Raw genomic sequence first — 15,987 nt, forward strand, 5'->3', positions numbered from 1 at the left:
TCCCGCTTGTCCGGAAAGGCGGAAACCGTGAACATCCAAGGGAAGCGGCAATGGGAGGAAAAGATTTGCTGCGGGTTTGTCCGTTTCCGGGAGACGGAACGGCCTCCCTCCATCCCGGCTCGCCTTCGGCGTTGAAATCCGGGGACGGGAGGACCGAAAAAAATGAAAGAGGGCTATTCAATTTCGGATCATTGACGATATAATAAATGGAAAAAGAATACATCCGTGGAAGAGCTAGGAAGGAGATTGTTGTGAAAAAGAGATATTTCCTGATCCCCTTTTCTATCCTATCGATCTTTCTTTATTGCAATCTTTCGGCGGGAGCGGAAGGGTTGCCCGCGGAAGGGGAAAATGTTTTCATAGATGGGGACGTCCATTATTACATGGACGATGAAGGGAGAATCCTCTTCGCCAAAGTGTATGAAGACGGACAATTAAAATTTATTCAGGAATATTACGCGGATGCCACGATTGAAAACGCGAGAAATAGAATCAAGGAAATTTTTGAGTTGGACGGGAACGAATGGATTATCCGGTCTTCAGAACTGGATGGGAAAACGCAAAAAGTCATTCGCTATTACGAGTTCTACCCGTCGGCGAGATACGGCGAGCAGGATGGAAAGGTCAAGTACCGTTTCGATTTGGATGCCTCGGGATACGTGAGCCGGGCGGCGAAAATGGAGGAAGGAACGGGCCGGGTGATCAGCCGGTACGAATACTATCCGAAAGCGGAATACGGGAAACACGGAAAAAAGATCAAATACCGTTTTGATTTGAACGGATCAGGCTACGTGGACAAGGCGGTGAAAATGGAGGAGGGCACAGGCCGGATCACTAGCCGGTATGAATATTATCCGAAAGCGGAATACGGGAAACACGGAAAAAAAATCAAATACCGTTTTGATTTGAACGGATCAGGCTACGTGAACAAGGCGGTGAAAATGGAGGAGGGCACAGGCCGGGTCGTCAGCCGGTATGAATACTATCCAAATGCGGAATACGGAAAGCATGGAAAGAGAATCAAGTACCGTTTTGATTTGGATGCATCAGGCTACGTGAACAAAGCGGTGAAAATGGAGGAGGGCACGGGCCGGATCACCAGTCGGTACGAATACTATCCGAAAGCGGCGTACGGGAAACACGGGAAAAAGATCAAATACCGTTTCGATTTGGACGCATCAGGCTACGTGAACAAGGCGGTGAAAATGGAGGAGGGCACGGGCCGGATCACCAACCGGTATGAATATTATCCGAAAACCGTATACGGAAACCACGGAAAAAACATCCGTTACACATTTGCCATTTCCTCGGGTTATGTTCAGTCTGCGGCAAAATTTGAACAAGGCACAGGCAGGGTCCTCGCCTGGTACTCCTATTTGCCGAACACGGTTTACGGAAAGCACGGCACAAGAATCAGCAAACGGGTAATGAATGTTCCCGCGATCAATCAATTGCCGGAGCTGCCGACCGGCTGCGAAATCACCGCCGTAGCCATGATGCTGCAATATAAAGGCGTTCCGGTAGACAAAATAAAATTGGCGAAAGAGATGCCGCGGCACAGCTGGAACCCGAATTTGGGGTATGTGGGAGATCCTTTTACGAAGCGGGGCTGGACCGTTTATCCCCCGGCATTAATGAATTTGGTTAAAAAATATGCGCAAAGTGCCAAAAATTTGACCGGAGCGGCCGACGGCACCGTTGAAAAACAGCTGGCTTCCCTCCGGCCGGTCGTCGTCTGGGTTTCCCCCATGCACGGTTTCAACGTCCATGCGCTCGTTCTCACCGGTTACGATGCGAAATATTTTTATTTCAACGATCCGTGGACGGGCAAAAAAAATCAAAAAATCAGCAAAGCCGAGTTTTATAAAATCTGGAAAAATCAAAAAAGAAGGGCGCTGTCCTACTAACAGCGCCCGCATCAGGCGAAAGGGTCAAAAAGAAGATGTCTCTGGCTGACGAGGACTTGGTTGAGATCTTTGATTAAACGCGCCCTTTCATTTTCGTCGATGATGAATTCCGCGCCGTATTCAAACCCTTTCCTCAGCTTCTTTTTCCAAATGATATGGCCGTTCAAAACGAACGGGTCGTCCTTCAGTTCAAAACCGAAGGCCAACAGCATCTGATTGCCCGCGGGCAGATCCAGGTCGGACAGGAAACAAAGACCGCCGCCGCCAATATTTTTTATGTCGATGGGCGCTTTTCCGGCATTGACGGATTTGCCCCGCACGGCCTTCACCGTCAGCCAGCCTTTCTTGCGGCTCGGGAAATTCACCCGAAAGTAGCCCCTTCTGTCGTTTTCCATGATGTCCGTGGCGCTTCCGAACTTCGGGCGGATTTCTCCTTCCCGCAGCAAACCTTCAAAGTCGGAAAGAAACAGGGGTTTGCTGTATATAAACCCTTGGACGACCGGGCAGTCATTATCGGTCAGAAATTTCAGCTGGCCCGCGGTCTCGACGCCTTCCGCGATGACCTCCATGTCGAGCCCTTTGGCCAACATGATAAAGGATTTGACAATGGCCGACATTTGCGGGTCTTCATCGATCTTGGCGATAAAGCTCTTGTCGATTTTCAGCGTATCGATCGTCCGGAATTGTTTTAAATAGTTGATGGAAGAAAAACCGGTGCCAAAATCGTCCAGGGAGAATTTGATCCCCAATTGCCTGATTTGCTGGATCGCGTCGGTAACGACGGCCTTGTTTTCCATTAACGATGTTTCGGTGATTTCGATTTCCAACAGTCCGGGGTCGATTCCCCATCGCCTGATCACGTTCCGCACCAAGCCGGGATAGTCGCCTTTCAAAAACCGTTTCGGAGAAATATTGATGGATATCGGCACGGCGGGCAGTTTTCTCTTCGTCCAATCGGCTAAAATTTTGCAAGTCTGCTTCAATACCCAATCGCCGATCTCATCGATCAGCTCCGATTTTTCGGCGATGCGGATGAACTGGTCGGCGGGGATCAGTCCCCGTTCCGGATGGTTCCAGCGGACGAGGGCTTCTGCGCCCACGATGGCGTTATTTTTGGCATTTACTTTCGGCTGGAACAATAAAGTCAATTCATTTTGGCGGATCGCCTTTTTTAAATCCGCCTCCGTTTGAAAGACATGCCGCGCTTCGATGTCCATGGCGGGGAAATAAAATTTGATCCGTTCCTCCCCGTAATCCTCCGCATGATTCAAGGCGATTTCCGCGCGGTTGATCAATTCCTCCCCGGCGCTGCCGTCGTTCGGATAGCGGCTGATGCCGATTTTGACCGGAAAGAGGAATTCATAATTCTCCAGCGGAACGGGGGCTTCCAAGTTTGCGATCATCCTTTGGGCGGTTTTTTTCGGCTCTTCTTCATCCCGGATATTGGGCAGGAACAGGCCGAAAACGGTGCTGTCCAGCCGATAAAGATGATCGTAGGGGATCTTCATATCCTGCAATCGGTCCAGCAGGATTTTCAGCAGTTTCTGTTCATTTTTTACCCCCAGCACTTCCGAGATGCTTTTCAGCTTATCGAATTGAAACAGGAGGACGGCGAACATGCGCTTGGGAGAATCTTGCAAGCAGGAGGCGATTTTGGCTTCCAACATCTTGCGGTTGCCGAGGCCGGTCGCCGGGTCATGGAATGAAAAGAGATCCGCGGGATCGCCGGGAACGGACGGATCGGCGACCTCGGCCACAAAGCCGTCCAGGCGAACCACCCGCTGGTTTTCGTCCATTTTGGGGGATATGAATTCTTCCACCCATCTTACCGTTCCGGAAGCGTCCGCGATCCGGTATTGATGATGGATGTTTTCCCCGCGGTTCACCCGTTTCCGTTTCTCTTCATAACCCGGGCGGTCTTCTTCAAAAACAAGGTCCTGCCAAATTCTTTTTCCTCGTTCAAAATCGCTTGCCCGATAGCCGGTGAGCTGTTCGATGCCGCTGGAGCAGGCCATGCGGCCGGTCACGAAATCGTAGCTCCAAATGACGACGTTCGTTTTTGCCAGCAGGCCGGTAAAATATGGATGGCGGATATGATTGCCTTCCTGCGAAAGAGGCCGCCCGCCGTTTCCGTTCCGGTGCACCTTTGAGGAATTCCGTTTCTTGGATCTCGAAAAAAATTCTTTCAGCATGACCGTTGCCCGCACCTCCTCGGTTAAAAATCGATGGCAAAAAACTTGCATCCGCAATCTGGCCCAACCGGGAAAAACTGCGGTGGACAAACAAGCCCGGCGGCAAGGAAACGGAATCCGGTCTTCCCGTCATGGAGAGACGGGTTAATCCAGTTTCGGGAAATAACCCATCTGATAAATTTTGGCGATCGCCTGGGCCCGGTCGGAAACGCCCAATTTTTGCAGGATGTTCGTCATATGATTTTTCACCGTATGGTAGCTGATGGATAATTTTTCGGCGATTTCCTGATTGCTGGCTCCTTTTAAAACCAGGTCGAGGACTTCGAATTCCCGCCGGGAAAGATTGACGGACTGCAAAAAACCATGCGGAACATTTCCATCTTCCCCTTTTCCTTCGTCCGTCTTCCCGGGCGTCATTTCATCCTTTTCTTCTTCCTCCAGGCCTTCGAGAAACAGAATGAACGCTTGGGAAAGCTGATCCGTCAGCTGCCGCACCGATTCCGGATCGATTTCGTATTGAAAGGCGAGAAAGATGATCTTGCTCTCCAGGGGTATTTTTTCTTCCTTCATGTCCCGGGGGTTTTCCAGCAAATAATGGTACATTTCGATGTACTTCTGAATCTTTTTGTTAGGAAAATATTTTTGGATAATTGCAGAATCCAAGTTGATTAAATCGATGGCGTATTGGATCATGTCTTGAAAGAGATCGTTGAGATCCAAGGAGCGGCAAAACTTGCGCGCGATTTCCTTGGCCTTCCTTTTGTGATGAAGGATATCCGGACGAAAGTACTGTTCCAAGTCGATGAGAAAATGGTAGAATTCATGTTCCCTGTTCATCTCGCTGCCGTTTTCGGCCATCGCCAAAGAGATGCCGCACACGTTGGCCAAAGTGATGAGGCATTCTTTGCTTTTTTGGGGAGGATGGGGTTGATCGATGGCGACGGAAAGGATTCCGTAGAAATGTTCTTGGCAAATGATCGGATATTCCAAAAACCATTGATCGTTGAAACGGTACACCTCCGGTTTGGTGAACGGCGCCGCATGAAACGGTTTCGTGAAAAAACGGCTTTCCAGATCTTTCTGATAAACGGACCGGAGCGTTTCATCCATCCCCCGCGAGAGAAAGGAGATTTGTTCGGACAAGCGGTTCTTTCTGAAAACGACGCAAGCGGCGGGGCTTTCCATGAGATACATGCTCATATCGAGAAAAATGGACAGCAATTTCTCCCCGTCTGTTGTGTTCGCCAAATGGCGGAGGATTTCGTTCATCGTAAACCATTGAATCCGCTGGCTGTTAATTTGGTTTTTCAGGCTGCTGATCAAGTAAATGGATTGAAACAGGGAAGACAGGAATTTGAATTCCTCCACCAAAAATTCTTCCCAATGGGCACGGTGGAAGCTTCCCCCGAATAAAAGCCCCTTGTTTTCGCCGTGAAGGCGGACGGGAGCGCAAAATAAGCTGCTGGGCAATAACCCGAACCGCTTGAAAAAGTGAGTTCTCGGATCCTCTTGAATATCCGTCCATATTTGAAATTTTTGGGCTGCCATGGCTTGCCCGAGAAACCCTTCCCCGAGCATGAATTTTTGACCGATCATCGACCGGTCCGTGCCGCTGTGAAAATATTTGACCGTAAATACGTTGGCTTCCGATTTCACGGCGAATCCGATAAAATCGAGCGCATCCGTCCTTTTTTGCACATGGGTCAGGAACGAATCGACATCCGCTTGGGGATCGGACAAAAAATGGACCGTTTCCTTCATTTCCCGCATTTTTTTTTGATACTGCATCCGCTCGTGTTCCGCCGCCCAAAGCTGCCCGATCAATTTGCATGCGTTTTCCAGCTGGCGGAGCTTTTTCTGTTTTGCCGCTTCCGAATATTCTTTCGCCTGCAAAACGAGCGGAAAAAGGGAGGTATCCTGGACGGTTTTTCCGCTGAAGTTCAGCACCTCGTGTTTCGTTCCTTCCTCGAGGAAAAATCCGGAAACGAGAAAAAAAGTCCGTTGGAAAGGGAGCCGGAAAGGGATGATATACATTTTTAATCCGGGAATAAAATCGTAAATGAGGGAGTCTTCGAAATGGCAGGAATTTGGGATGATCTCTTTCAGCCGGTCTTGGATATAAGTCAACGCCCCGATTTCCACCGTTTGGGGAAACGAAAACGGAGTGAAGGAATCCCCTTTTTCATCGACAATCCCTATGAATAAATCCGTCACAAGTGAGTATGCATTTTGAATTTCCTGGATACTTTCCATTCTTGAACGCATAAGGACCCCCCGCTTATCAGATTCCGGATTCGTGAATGCTGCGTTTCCGCCTCCCATATTCGCGGGATATTCGTGAAAAAAAGATCGCCGGGAAGCCAAATGTTTCCTATGATTTTTCCACGGTTTTGCGCGCCCAGAATCTCCCCCTCGCTTCTTTTGGGATGAAGCGGTCTATTCTAAACGTTTCGAATCACAGCGCAAACTAATAATTGGGGCCGACCCTTTTTTTATGCGCACTCTCTCTCACGTAGACATTTATTAAGTCATCCAGCCTTTGGCTGAATTGGATCGTTTCCTGATGGGACAGCCCGTACTTTAAACCGATTCCGATTAATTCCGCCTTCCTATCCTGAATTTCATTTTTTAATTTTTGCAGCTGGCTATGATCCAAATTTTTCATGAATGTCCTCCTTTCAAAAAACATAACGGAGGCCGGGGGAAGAGATACCCGGGTCCCCTTGCCTGTTTTGGTCCACGAAAAGGAGGCTCATTGGCGAAAAATTCGAAGATGCCTTTATGTATGTATATTTTCGTCTAAAAATGACGAATTTTGTATCCCCATAAACTCCTAAAATCAGCGGCTTTGCTTGACGACATGGGAATCATGAGTCCGATTGACTAGGACTTTCTTCCTATTATGTCGAAAAAATCCGGCGGGGAACTTCCGAGCCTTGTTCTTGCTTCAAGTTCCGGAAGCTTTTGGCCAAAAAAAAAGAGCGGGGGATTCTTGGCGGCGGAAAGGGGATGGGGGGCACCGGCGTGAGGCAGTGAGGCGGGGCCGAAACGAACTTCACCGGAGCTGAGGGAGCGGGATTTTATACATTTTATCGTCCTCTTCGGCGGGCGTTCCTCTTCCGTCCGTGTTGTTCGTGATGAGATATAAATCATTGTCCAAAATATAGACGTCACGGACGCGGCCGACGCCGGACACAATCTTTAGAAAGGTTTTCTTCGTCCGGTCGAAGGCGATGACCCCTTCCCCGCGGAGCTGGGCGACGTATAACATCCCGTCCTTGTAGGCGATCCCGGACGGCGCCCAAGTATCTTCGCCGGTATGGAACAGGGGAGGGAGCATCCCTTCTTTTGTTTCATCTCCCTGGATGATCGGCCAGCCGTAGTTTTGCCCCGGCTCGATTTCGTTGATTTCATCGTGGGCGCTCTGGCCGTGTTCCGTACTGTACAGCTGCCCGTTTTCATCCCAAGCGAGGCCTTGCGGATTGCGATGGCCGTAGCTGTAAACATAGGAACCGGGGAACGGATTGTCGTCGGGAATGGTCCCGTCCAAATTCATGCGCAAAATTTTGCCGCCGAGGGAATCCAAATCTTGGGCATTCGCCGGCTGGCCCGCGTCTCCGGCGGTCACGTACAATTTCTTGTCCGGTCCGTTCTTCATTCTCCCGCCGTGATGGACGGGACCGCTTGGCAGCCGGTCGATGAGCACTTTTTCTTCCGACCATTCATCCTTTTCGAGACGCAATTCCACGACCCGGTTGTATCGGTTTGTGCCCTCTTCATATGTATAGTAAAGGAAGGCGGCGTCCTTTTTTTCCGGATGGAGGACGAAACCGAGGACGCCCGCTTCGGCGGCGGAGGAAAGCTCTTTTTCCAGCCGGAGCTTTTGCCGCGTCATTTTTCCGCCGGCAATTTTTACAATGGCTCCGGTTCTTTCGGAAAGATAAAAGGAGGATCCGTCAAATTCGATGGACCAAGGCGTGCGCAGATTTTTGGCAATCACTTCCATGTCATTTTCCTCTTCCGTTTGCGGCGGGCGTTCGGAAGGTTTCGGCTCCGTTTCTTTTTCCCCGGCGCATCCGTTCAAGGCCATCAACGGGAAGAAAAGAAGGAAAAGGAGAAATTTTTTCATCGTGTTCCCTCCCATCGCATAACTGCATATTGCGGAATTTAATAAGGTATTTATACATTTCCACGATCGGGACGTGTGCTCCTTTCTTTTTATCATTTTTTCTTTTAAAAGATGATCCGGCGGGAACCCGGGAACGGCCGCAGAACTGGGGAGGAAAGGCCGTTCAGAACTGGAGATCTTCCGCAAATGCCCGCGCCGCGAAAAAGGAGCCGCCAGCCGGGAGCAAGGATTCGGCGGCCGTTTCCGTCCGCAAAGTTCTTCCGCCGATGCCGGGAAAAGAAGCGGACGGGGAAGAAGCCTCCCTTGACCGGCGCTTTACCGGTTCAGCCCACTGCCTGGATGACGCCGCAGGCCAGCCGTTTTCCCGCGTTGCCGGCCGGCTGGGTGCGATAATCGTCGGGATTTTCGTGGATAATGACGGATTTGCCGATAATGTCGCTGACCCGGAACCGGTCCGTAAAGAAACTCATGCGGGCATAGCCGTGATTGGAAAAAAGGACGGGAAAATCCCCCGGGTGATTGCCATGGGGCTGATTGTCCGGGTTCCAATGGCTGCCCGCCCCTTGAAAAGGATCGTTCGGGTCGCCGACGGCGCAATTTCCATGATCATGGATATGAAATCCGTGGGGCCCTACCGGCGAGCGTCCGCCGGAAGCGGGACGGTAGGGGGGAAGCCCGGAAACTTCCACAAAGATTTCCGTGCCGTTGCCGAGATCGGAAAAAAAGCAAATGCCCCGGAGATTCGGCGCCAACGGTCCGCCTTTGATGACGGCATAGGCCGCCCGGCCGGCGGATCTCTGAGAGGGATAAGGGGAATAAATATAGTAAGGAATTAGGGACAACACCGGTCACTCCCATCTGAACAGGATTTTTTTCATCATATGCGCCGGCCCATTTATCCGTTCCCGCAGGAAAGGGTAAATCGTAAATATTACGATTTATTATTTACAAACCGGTGGGAACCGTTTATACTATAAATCGGAATTGTTACGATTTGTATAGCGGATGGAGGGAATATTTTGAAGCGTTTATCTTTGTTTCTGGCGGTCCTCTCCCTTTTTTTCACGCTGGCCGGCTGCGGCGGCGAAAAGGGAAAGCAGGGTCAGGGTTCCGAAAAATTGACCATTTACACGACCGTTTTTCCCCTTGAAGACTTCACCAAAAAGATCGGCGGGAAATATGTCCATGTGGAATCGATTTTTCCCCCCGGTGCCGATGCCCACAGCTATGAACCTTCGACAAAAATGATGATGAAACTGGCGGACGGCGATGCGTTCATTTACAGCGGCGCAGGGATTGAAGGATTTGCCGATAAAGCGGAAAAGGTTTTGCGGGAAGAGGGCGTGAAAGTGGTTAAAGCCGCTGAAGGCGTTGCGCTGGAAAAACATGAAGAGGAAAATCCGGAGGAAGAGGGGCACGAACATGGGGAGGAGGAACATGGGGAGGAGGAACATGGGGAAGAAGGGGGACACGAACATGAACACCATGACCACGAATTCGATCCCCATGTCTGGATCGATCCCGTTCTCTGCATCCGGCTGGCGGAAAATATTAAGGACGCCCTCGCGCATTTGAAACCGGAGCAAAAATCGTATTTTGAGGAAAATTATACGAAGTTGAAGAAGGAACTGGAAAGTTTGGACCAGGAATTCCAGCAGACGATCGATCAAGCGCCCCATAAGCAAATCGTCGTCACCCATGCCGCCTACGGATATTGGGAAAAACGCTACGGCATCGAGCAGCTGAGTATCGCCGGGCTGTCGCCTTCCCAGGAACCTTCCCAAAAACAGCTTGCCCGCTTGGCGGATCAGGCGAAAAAGCTTCATATCCGCTACGTCATTTTTGAGGAAAACGTGACGCCGAAGGTGGCGGAAGTTTTGCGGAAGGAACTGAAGGCGGAAAGCCTGACCCTTCACAACCTGGAAACGATCACGGAAGAAGAACGGAAAGCGGATAAGGACTACTTCGCCTTGATGAGGGAAAACTTGCAAACTTTGAAAAAGGCGCTGTATGATTAATACGGAAGAGAGCCGTTACCCTGTTTTTTCCCCTGACGGTCTTTTGGTGTTCCACAGCCGATTTTCATCGGCTTGCAAACGTTGGAAAATGTCGTGCAAGAAACATGCGGTGCAGAAAAAAGGAAAGCGTTTGTCGAAGGGGATGATTTCATGTTTGCAAATCGGACGGTCGTTGTCACCGGAGGCGCGCAGGGCATCGGAAAGGGGATTGCCCTTGCCTTCGCGAGAGAAAAGGGCAGGGTGGTGATCGCCGATCTCAATCAGGAGGCGGGATCCGCCCTGGAAAAGGAAATGAAGGATCAGGGGCTGGAGGCGTTTTTCGTCCGGACGGACGTGCGGGAAGAAGCCGATGTGATCCGCTTGATGGAGAGGGCGGCGGAAAAATACGGCCGGATCGATGTCCTCATCAATAATGCGGGCATATCCGTCTTCAAACCCTTTTTCGAGTTGACGGTGGAAGAGTGGGACAACGTATTGAATACGAACTTGCGCAGCGCTTTTTTATGCACCCGGGAAGCGGCCAAATATATGAAGAAGGAAGGGGGAGCCGTCATCAACATCGCCTCCACCAGGGCGTTCATGTCCGAGGCGAATACGGAAAGCTATTCGGCGTCAAAGGGCGGCATCATCGCATTAACCCATGCGATGGCGGCATCTTTGAGCCCGTACCGGATCCGCGTGAACGCCGTCAGCCCCGGCTGGATCCATACGGGAGACGAAGGCGAACTGCGGGAGATCGATCATAAACAGCATTGGTCCGGCCGCGTCGGAAGACCGGAAGATATCGCCAGGGCCTGCTTGTTTTTGGCCGACGGCAGAAATGATTTTATAACGGGACAAAATTTGATCGTTGACGGCGGCATGACAAGAAAAATGATTTATGCGGAATAGGGATCTTTTTTTCCTTTCGCTGCGTCTTTGACGGGATCGCCGCGAAGGGGAAAAGATGGATATTCCTCCATTGTTCATTTCTTTTGGAAAGCCCTTATTCATAAAGGGGGCGGGGTGATCGATGCCCCGTCGTCTTTTTTCTTTATGAAGGCCTTAAATGGATGGCCGCGGGGCGGGAAGATCGCGGGACCGTTGATCTTTATTTCTTCAAGAAGTTTCATTTCAAGGGAAAAGAAAAAGGAGGGCGCCAAGGGAACATGGCTTGGCCCTCCTTTTTTTGCATGGCGGCCGATCACAGCGCAAGAAAACCCGGCGGGGCGGGAGGCGTTCCCTTTCGGCGGGCCGCTCCCTTATTATCCCGCCTTTCTTCGCTTATTGGAGATCTGCCGGTGTGACCGCATCGGTCAATTCCCTGTTCAGTTCTTCCGTGTAGGCCGCTTGCTCCTTTTCGGACCATCCGAAGTATTGGCCCATGAAGCGGATCACTTCCTCCTTCCAGGTACGGACCCAGTTGATGTTGAAATAGAGGGCCCCCGTCCTGCGGATGAAGAAGTCCACCGGTTTTACCGTCATTTCGTGTTCGATGGCATACATCAGCTGGGCATATACCGGACGCGGAAGGGCTGTTTCGCCGCTTTCCTCATATTGTTTTCCGTAGCGGAACAATCGGTCCACGTTGGCTCCGTACCTGTGGGCGAGCCGACCGCCTTCCTCCCGGGAAAATCCGTAATTTTGCCCCTCTTCCGCCTTTTTTGCGATAAAGGCGTTCAGATTCGCCGATCCGCCCACGTCGCCTCCGGAAATCGGGTAATGCTTCGTTTGGCAAGGCCTGAAGCTCTTTCCCGTCTCATTTTCAAGCCGTTTGGCGACAAGGTTGACCACATTTTCCGCCATTTTCCGGTAACCGGTAAGTTTTCCTCCGGCGATGGTAATCAGCCCGCTTTCGCTTTCCCAGATTTCGTCTTTCCGGGAGATTTCGCCCGGATCTTTTCCTTCTTCATAGATCAGCGGACGGACCCCGGCCCAGCTGGATTCCACGTCTTTTTCGGTCACATCCACATCCGGGAACATGAAACGGACGGCCCGGATTAAATAATCCCGGTCCTCTTTCAACATCTTCGGGTTGATCGGGCGTTCGTTGTAGAAAGTGTCCGTCGTACCCACGTAAGTTTTCCCGTCCCGTGGAATGGCAAAAACCATCCTGCCGTCGGGGGTGTCAAAATAAACCGATTGCCGGAGGGGGAATTTCCTTTGATCGAAAACGAGGTGGATGCCTTTTGATAATTGCAGCCGCTTATTGTTTTTGGAATAATCCTTGTCCCGCACTTCATCCACCCAAGGTCCTGCGGCATTGACCACCTTTTTTGCCCGAATCTCCGCCGTTTCCCCGCTGATCATGTCTTTGACCCGGGCGCCGGCGGCCTTTTTGTTTGCGTAAAGGAATTCTTCCGCCTTGACGTAGTTGATGATATCGGCTCCCGCAGCCGCGGCGGCTTTCATGACTTCGATCGTCAGGCGGGCGTCGTCCGTCCGGTATTCCACATAGTAACCGCCGCCGATCAGCCCGTCTTTTTTCAACAGCGGTTCCTTGTTCAAGGTTTCTTCCCTGGAAAGCATCCTTTTCCGTTCCGATTTTTTGACCCCGGCCAAAAAGTCGTAAATGGTCAGTCCGATGGCGGTCGTAAATTTGCCGAAGGTCCCTTCTTTGTACAGGGGAAGCAGCATCTTCTCGGGGGTGGTGACATGGGGGCCGTTTTCATAAACGATGGCCCGTTCCTTTCCGACCTCGGCGACGAGCCCGACTTGAAATTGTTTTAAATAGCGCAGGCCGCCGTGGACGAGTTTCGTGGAACGGCTGGAAGTTCCGGCGGCGAAATCCTGCATTTCCACGAGGGCGGTTTTCATCCCGCGGAGGGCCGCATCGAGGGCGATCCCGGCTCCGGTGATCCCTCCTCCGATGATGAGCAAATCATATTCTTCCTCACCCAAACGCTTAAAGATGTCTTTTCTTTTCGCTGCGGAAAAATTATCCGGCATTTCAGTCATCCTCCTTTATTACCTTTTTTAACGTGGCATTAGAAAAAAAGAGACCTGGACATGCATTATAGAAGCATGCTCTATAATGCAGCCTGGTCTCTCCGATTCTCCTGCCGAATATTAACTTACCTTTATTATAACATAAGTTGCGGCCGATTGGAAAGGAACGGGTTTTCGTTCCTGAGCCGGAACGGTTTCCGGCAACGGGCGGCCCGGTTTCAACCGGCCGTGGGATAGGGCGCTAACCGCGACGGATGAAAACCGCATCCCCGATGTCCGCGGAAGAGCGATTTTCCCTGTTTCCGCCGGAAGTTTTTTTCCATCTGCGATGGCCGTCAAGGGGAGCGGCATCCGGCGCCCGGCAAGAGGCGGCATGGCCTTCCGTTCCGCCTCCCGCGGGCAGGAAAGGGCGGCGGGCAACCGGCTCAACCGGCCGCCGCCCGCCGGAGGCAAGGTCATTTGAATGCCCTTGCCGCTTGGACCGCCTTTTTCCATCCTTCATACAGCCTGTTCCGCTCGTTTTCATCCATTTGCGGCTTAAAGGTTTTATCGATGGCCCATTGATTGGCGATTTCTTCCTGGCTTTCCCAATATCCGACGGCGAGGCCGGCCAAATAGGCGGCACCCAATGCGGTCGTTTCGTTGATGATCGGGCGGTCGACGGGCACGTTCAGGATATCGCTTTGGAACTGCATGAGGAAATCGTTTTTCACCGCTCCGCCGTCGACACGCAGCGCTTTCAGGGCGATTCCCGAATCGGCTTCCATGGCGGCGAGGACATCCTTCGTTTGATAGGCCAAGGATTCCAAGGTCGCCCGGATGAAGTGTTCCTTCGTCGTGCCCCGGGTCAGGCCGAAGACGGCACCGCGGACGTCGCTGTCCCAATAGGGCGTGCCCAATCCGACGAAGGCGGGGACCATATAAACGCCGTCCGTGGAGGGGACCCGTTTCGCATATTCTTCCGAATCCTTCGCTTCCTTAAACATCCGGAGCCCGTCGCGCAGCCATTGGATGGCGGAACCGGCGACGAAGATGCTTCCTTCCAAGGCGTATTCCACTTTCCCGTTCAGGCCCCAGGCGATGGTGGTCAAAAGGCCGTGGTTGGATTTGACCGCTTTTTCCCCGGTGTGCATCAGCATGAAGCATCCGGTGCCGTAAGTGTTTTTCGCCATTCCTTCCTGGAAGCAGGCCTGGCCGAAAAGGGCGGCTTGCTGGTCGCCGGCGATCCCGGCGATCGGGATTTCTTGGCCGAAGAAATGGTGCGGAATCGTATGGGCGTAAATTTCCGAGGAGGAACGGACTTCCGGAAGCATGCTTTTCGGCACGCCGAGGATGTCCAGCAGCTCATCGTCCCATTTGAGCTGATAAATGTTGTACATCAATGTCCGGGAAGCGTTGGAATAGTCGGTGATGTGGGCCCGGCCGCCGGAAAGTTTCCAAACCAGCCAAGTATCGATCGTGCCGAACAGAAGTTTCCCTTGTTCCGCTTTTTCCCTGGCCCCTTCCACATTGTCCAAAATCCATTTCACTTTGGTTCCGGAGAAGTAGGCGTCGATGAGAAGGCCGGTCCTTTCGCGGAACAGGTCATTGTAGCCTTTTTCCTTCAATTCTTCGCAAATGTCGGCGGTTTGCCGGGATTGCCAAACGATGGCGTTGTATACGGGCTGGCCGGTTTCCTTGTCCCAAACGACCGTCGTTTCCCGCTGGTTCGTGATCCCGATGCCCGCTACCTGCTCCGGTTTGACATCGGCTTCCGCGAGGACGGTCGCAATGACGGCCAAAACCGATCCCCAGATTTCATTGGCATTATGTTCGACCCAGCCGGGATTGGGGAAGATTTGCGTAAACTCCTTTTGGGCGGTGTGGACGATCTCCCCCTTTTTGTTGAACAGGATTGCCCTGGAGCTGGTGGTTCCTTGGTCGATGGCTAAAATGTATTTTTCCATTTGCGCACACTCTCCTTTTCTATGATTATTCTTCGATCTGATCTTTGGTTGCGAGCGCCAGGAAAGCGATGATCAGCGTCACCGCGAGCAACAGCCAGAACAGCCAGTTGATTTCGCCGGTGAACAATGCCTTGTAGGTCAATCCGCCCAACGCGCCGCCGATCAGCGGACCCACGACGGGGATCCAGGAATATCCCCAATCGGAGCTGCCTTTGCCGGGAATCGGCAAGATGAAGTGGGCGATCCGCGGTCCCAAATCACGGGCCGGGTTGATGGCGTAACCGGTGGTACCCCCGAGAGCCATACCGATGGCGACGATGAGCAGGCCGACGACCACCGGATTCAAGCCTTCCGTGAATTCATTGGCCCCGATAAACAGGATCCCGAAGACCAGCAGGAACGTTCCGATCACTTCGCTCAAAAGGTTCGAATAGGTGTGTTTGATGGCCGGTCCGGTCGAAAATACGCCCAGTTTCGCTCCGGTGTCATTTGTAGCTTTAAAATGGGGCAAATAGTGGAAAAAGACGATCGTCGCGCCGATGATGGCACCGAGCATTTGGGCGGCGATATAGGGGACCACGTCCTTCCACGGGAAATCCCCCGTCAATGCAAGGGCGAGCGTCAGGGCGGGATTCAGATGGGCGCCGCTGATTCGTCCGACGGCGAAAACACCGAAAGTGACCGCAAGTCCCCAGGCGAAGGTGATGACGACCCAGCCGGCGCCGTTGGATTTGGTCTTATTCAGGGTGACGCCGGCGACGACCCCGCATCCGATAAGAATGAGTACGGCTGTTCCAATCAGTTCTCCCAAAAAAGCAGACATAAAATCTCTCCTCCCCAAAATTTGAATTTATTGGCCTGATTCAG

11 protein-coding genes are annotated in these 15,987 nt (G+C 52.0%); 3 read left to right on the forward strand and 8 right to left on the reverse strand.

The genetic code is table 11. The features are described from left to right. Positions 1–251: 251 nt before the first annotated feature. Positions 252–1,907 carry a C39 family peptidase gene (locus tag A3EQ_RS23285; protein WP_020156644.1) on the forward strand — a complete coding sequence of 552 codons (1,656 nt, stop codon included), beginning with the start codon at positions 252–254 and terminating at the stop codon, positions 1,905–1,907. An 11-nt stretch (positions 1,908–1,918) separates the two neighbouring features. Here the strand turns inward: A3EQ_RS23285 and A3EQ_RS0118570 are convergent, their stop codons facing one another. The 5 genes from A3EQ_RS0118570 to A3EQ_RS0118600 all read right to left on the reverse strand — a co-directional run bounded on the left by A3EQ_RS0118570 (position 1,919) and on the right by A3EQ_RS0118600 (position 9,061). Further along, a complete protein-coding gene (locus tag A3EQ_RS0118570; RefSeq protein ID WP_026500079.1) occupies positions 1,919–4,099 on the reverse strand; it encodes an EAL domain-containing protein in 2,181 nt (726 codons plus the stop codon). Between the two features lie 144 nt (positions 4,100–4,243). Beyond that, positions 4,244–6,313 (reverse strand): helix-turn-helix domain-containing protein, encoded by a 2,070-nt coding sequence (locus A3EQ_RS23040; protein ID WP_020156645.1) that lies wholly within the window; start codon positions 6,311–6,313, stop codon positions 4,244–4,246. A 253-nt stretch (positions 6,314–6,566) separates the two neighbouring features. Then, positions 6,567–6,764, reverse strand: coding sequence for an aspartyl-phosphate phosphatase Spo0E family protein (locus tag A3EQ_RS0118580; protein WP_020156646.1), 198 nt, complete (start codon positions 6,762–6,764; stop codon positions 6,567–6,569). Positions 6,765–7,154: 390 nt separating this feature from the next. Then, positions 7,155–8,228, reverse strand: coding sequence for a PQQ-dependent sugar dehydrogenase (locus A3EQ_RS0118590; protein ID WP_020156648.1), 1,074 nt, complete (start codon positions 8,226–8,228; stop codon positions 7,155–7,157). Positions 8,229–8,551: 323 nt separating this feature from the next. Continuing rightward, positions 8,552–9,061: a superoxide dismutase family protein gene (locus tag A3EQ_RS0118600; RefSeq protein ID WP_051091440.1), complete on the reverse strand. Its 510-nt coding sequence runs from the start codon at positions 9,059–9,061 to the stop codon at positions 8,552–8,554. Between the two features lie 186 nt (positions 9,062–9,247). Between A3EQ_RS0118600 and A3EQ_RS0118605 the strand changes: the two genes are divergently transcribed. Next, positions 9,248–10,246 (forward strand): metal ABC transporter solute-binding protein, Zn/Mn family, encoded by a 999-nt coding sequence (locus tag A3EQ_RS0118605; protein ID WP_020156651.1) that lies wholly within the window; start codon positions 9,248–9,250, stop codon positions 10,244–10,246. A gap of 150 nt (positions 10,247–10,396) precedes the next feature. Further along, complete coding sequence (locus A3EQ_RS0118610) at positions 10,397–11,137, forward strand: glucose 1-dehydrogenase (protein WP_026500081.1); 741 nt, start codon at positions 10,397–10,399, stop codon at positions 11,135–11,137. 372 nt (positions 11,138–11,509) lie between these two features. Here A3EQ_RS0118610 and A3EQ_RS0118625 read toward each other — a convergent pair whose 3' ends face one another. The 3 genes from A3EQ_RS0118625 to A3EQ_RS0118640 all read right to left on the reverse strand — a co-directional run bounded on the left by A3EQ_RS0118625 (position 11,510) and on the right by A3EQ_RS0118640 (position 15,943). Beyond that, the gene (locus tag A3EQ_RS0118625) at positions 11,510–13,174 is read right to left on the reverse strand and encodes a glycerol-3-phosphate dehydrogenase/oxidase (RefSeq protein ID WP_020156654.1); all 1,665 of its coding nucleotides are present in this window, start codon (positions 13,172–13,174) and stop codon (positions 11,510–11,512) included. Positions 13,175–13,629: 455 nt separating this feature from the next. Then, on the reverse strand, positions 13,630–15,120 hold the full coding sequence (glpK, locus tag A3EQ_RS0118635; RefSeq protein WP_020156656.1) for a glycerol kinase GlpK: 1,491 nt from the start codon (positions 15,118–15,120) through the stop codon (positions 13,630–13,632). 25 nt (positions 15,121–15,145) lie between these two features. Then, positions 15,146–15,943 (reverse strand): MIP/aquaporin family protein, encoded by a 798-nt coding sequence (locus A3EQ_RS0118640; RefSeq protein WP_020156657.1) that lies wholly within the window; start codon positions 15,941–15,943, stop codon positions 15,146–15,148. Between the last annotated feature and the right edge of the window lie 44 nt (positions 15,944–15,987).

This window comes from Caldibacillus debilis DSM 16016, assembly GCF_000383875.1.
GTDB lineage: Bacteria > Bacillota > Bacilli > Bacillales > Caldibacillaceae > Caldibacillus > Caldibacillus debilis.

Excerpts from the sequence above, each read along its gene's own strand:
- A3EQ_RS0118570 (WP_026500079.1), bottom strand. The coding sequence starts at position 4,099 with ATGCTGAAAGAATTTTTTTCGAGATCCAAGAAACGGAATTCCTCAAAG.
- A3EQ_RS0118580 (WP_020156646.1), bottom strand. The coding sequence starts at position 6,764 with ATGAAAAATTTGGATCATAGCCAGCTGCAAAAATTAAAAAATGAAATT.
- A3EQ_RS0118590 (WP_020156648.1), bottom strand. The coding sequence starts at position 8,228 with ATGAAAAAATTTCTCCTTTTCCTTCTTTTCTTCCCGTTGATGGCCTTG.
- A3EQ_RS0118610 (WP_026500081.1), top strand. The coding sequence starts at position 10,397 with ATGTTTGCAAATCGGACGGTCGTTGTCACCGGAGGCGCGCAGGGCATC.
- A3EQ_RS0118625 (WP_020156654.1), bottom strand. The coding sequence starts at position 13,174 with ATGCCGGATAATTTTTCCGCAGCGAAAAGAAAAGACATCTTTAAGCGT.
- glpK (WP_020156656.1), bottom strand. The coding sequence starts at position 15,120 with ATGGAAAAATACATTTTAGCCATCGACCAAGGAACCACCAGCTCCAGG.
- A3EQ_RS0118640 (WP_020156657.1), bottom strand. The coding sequence starts at position 15,943 with ATGTCTGCTTTTTTGGGAGAACTGATTGGAACAGCCGTACTCATTCTT.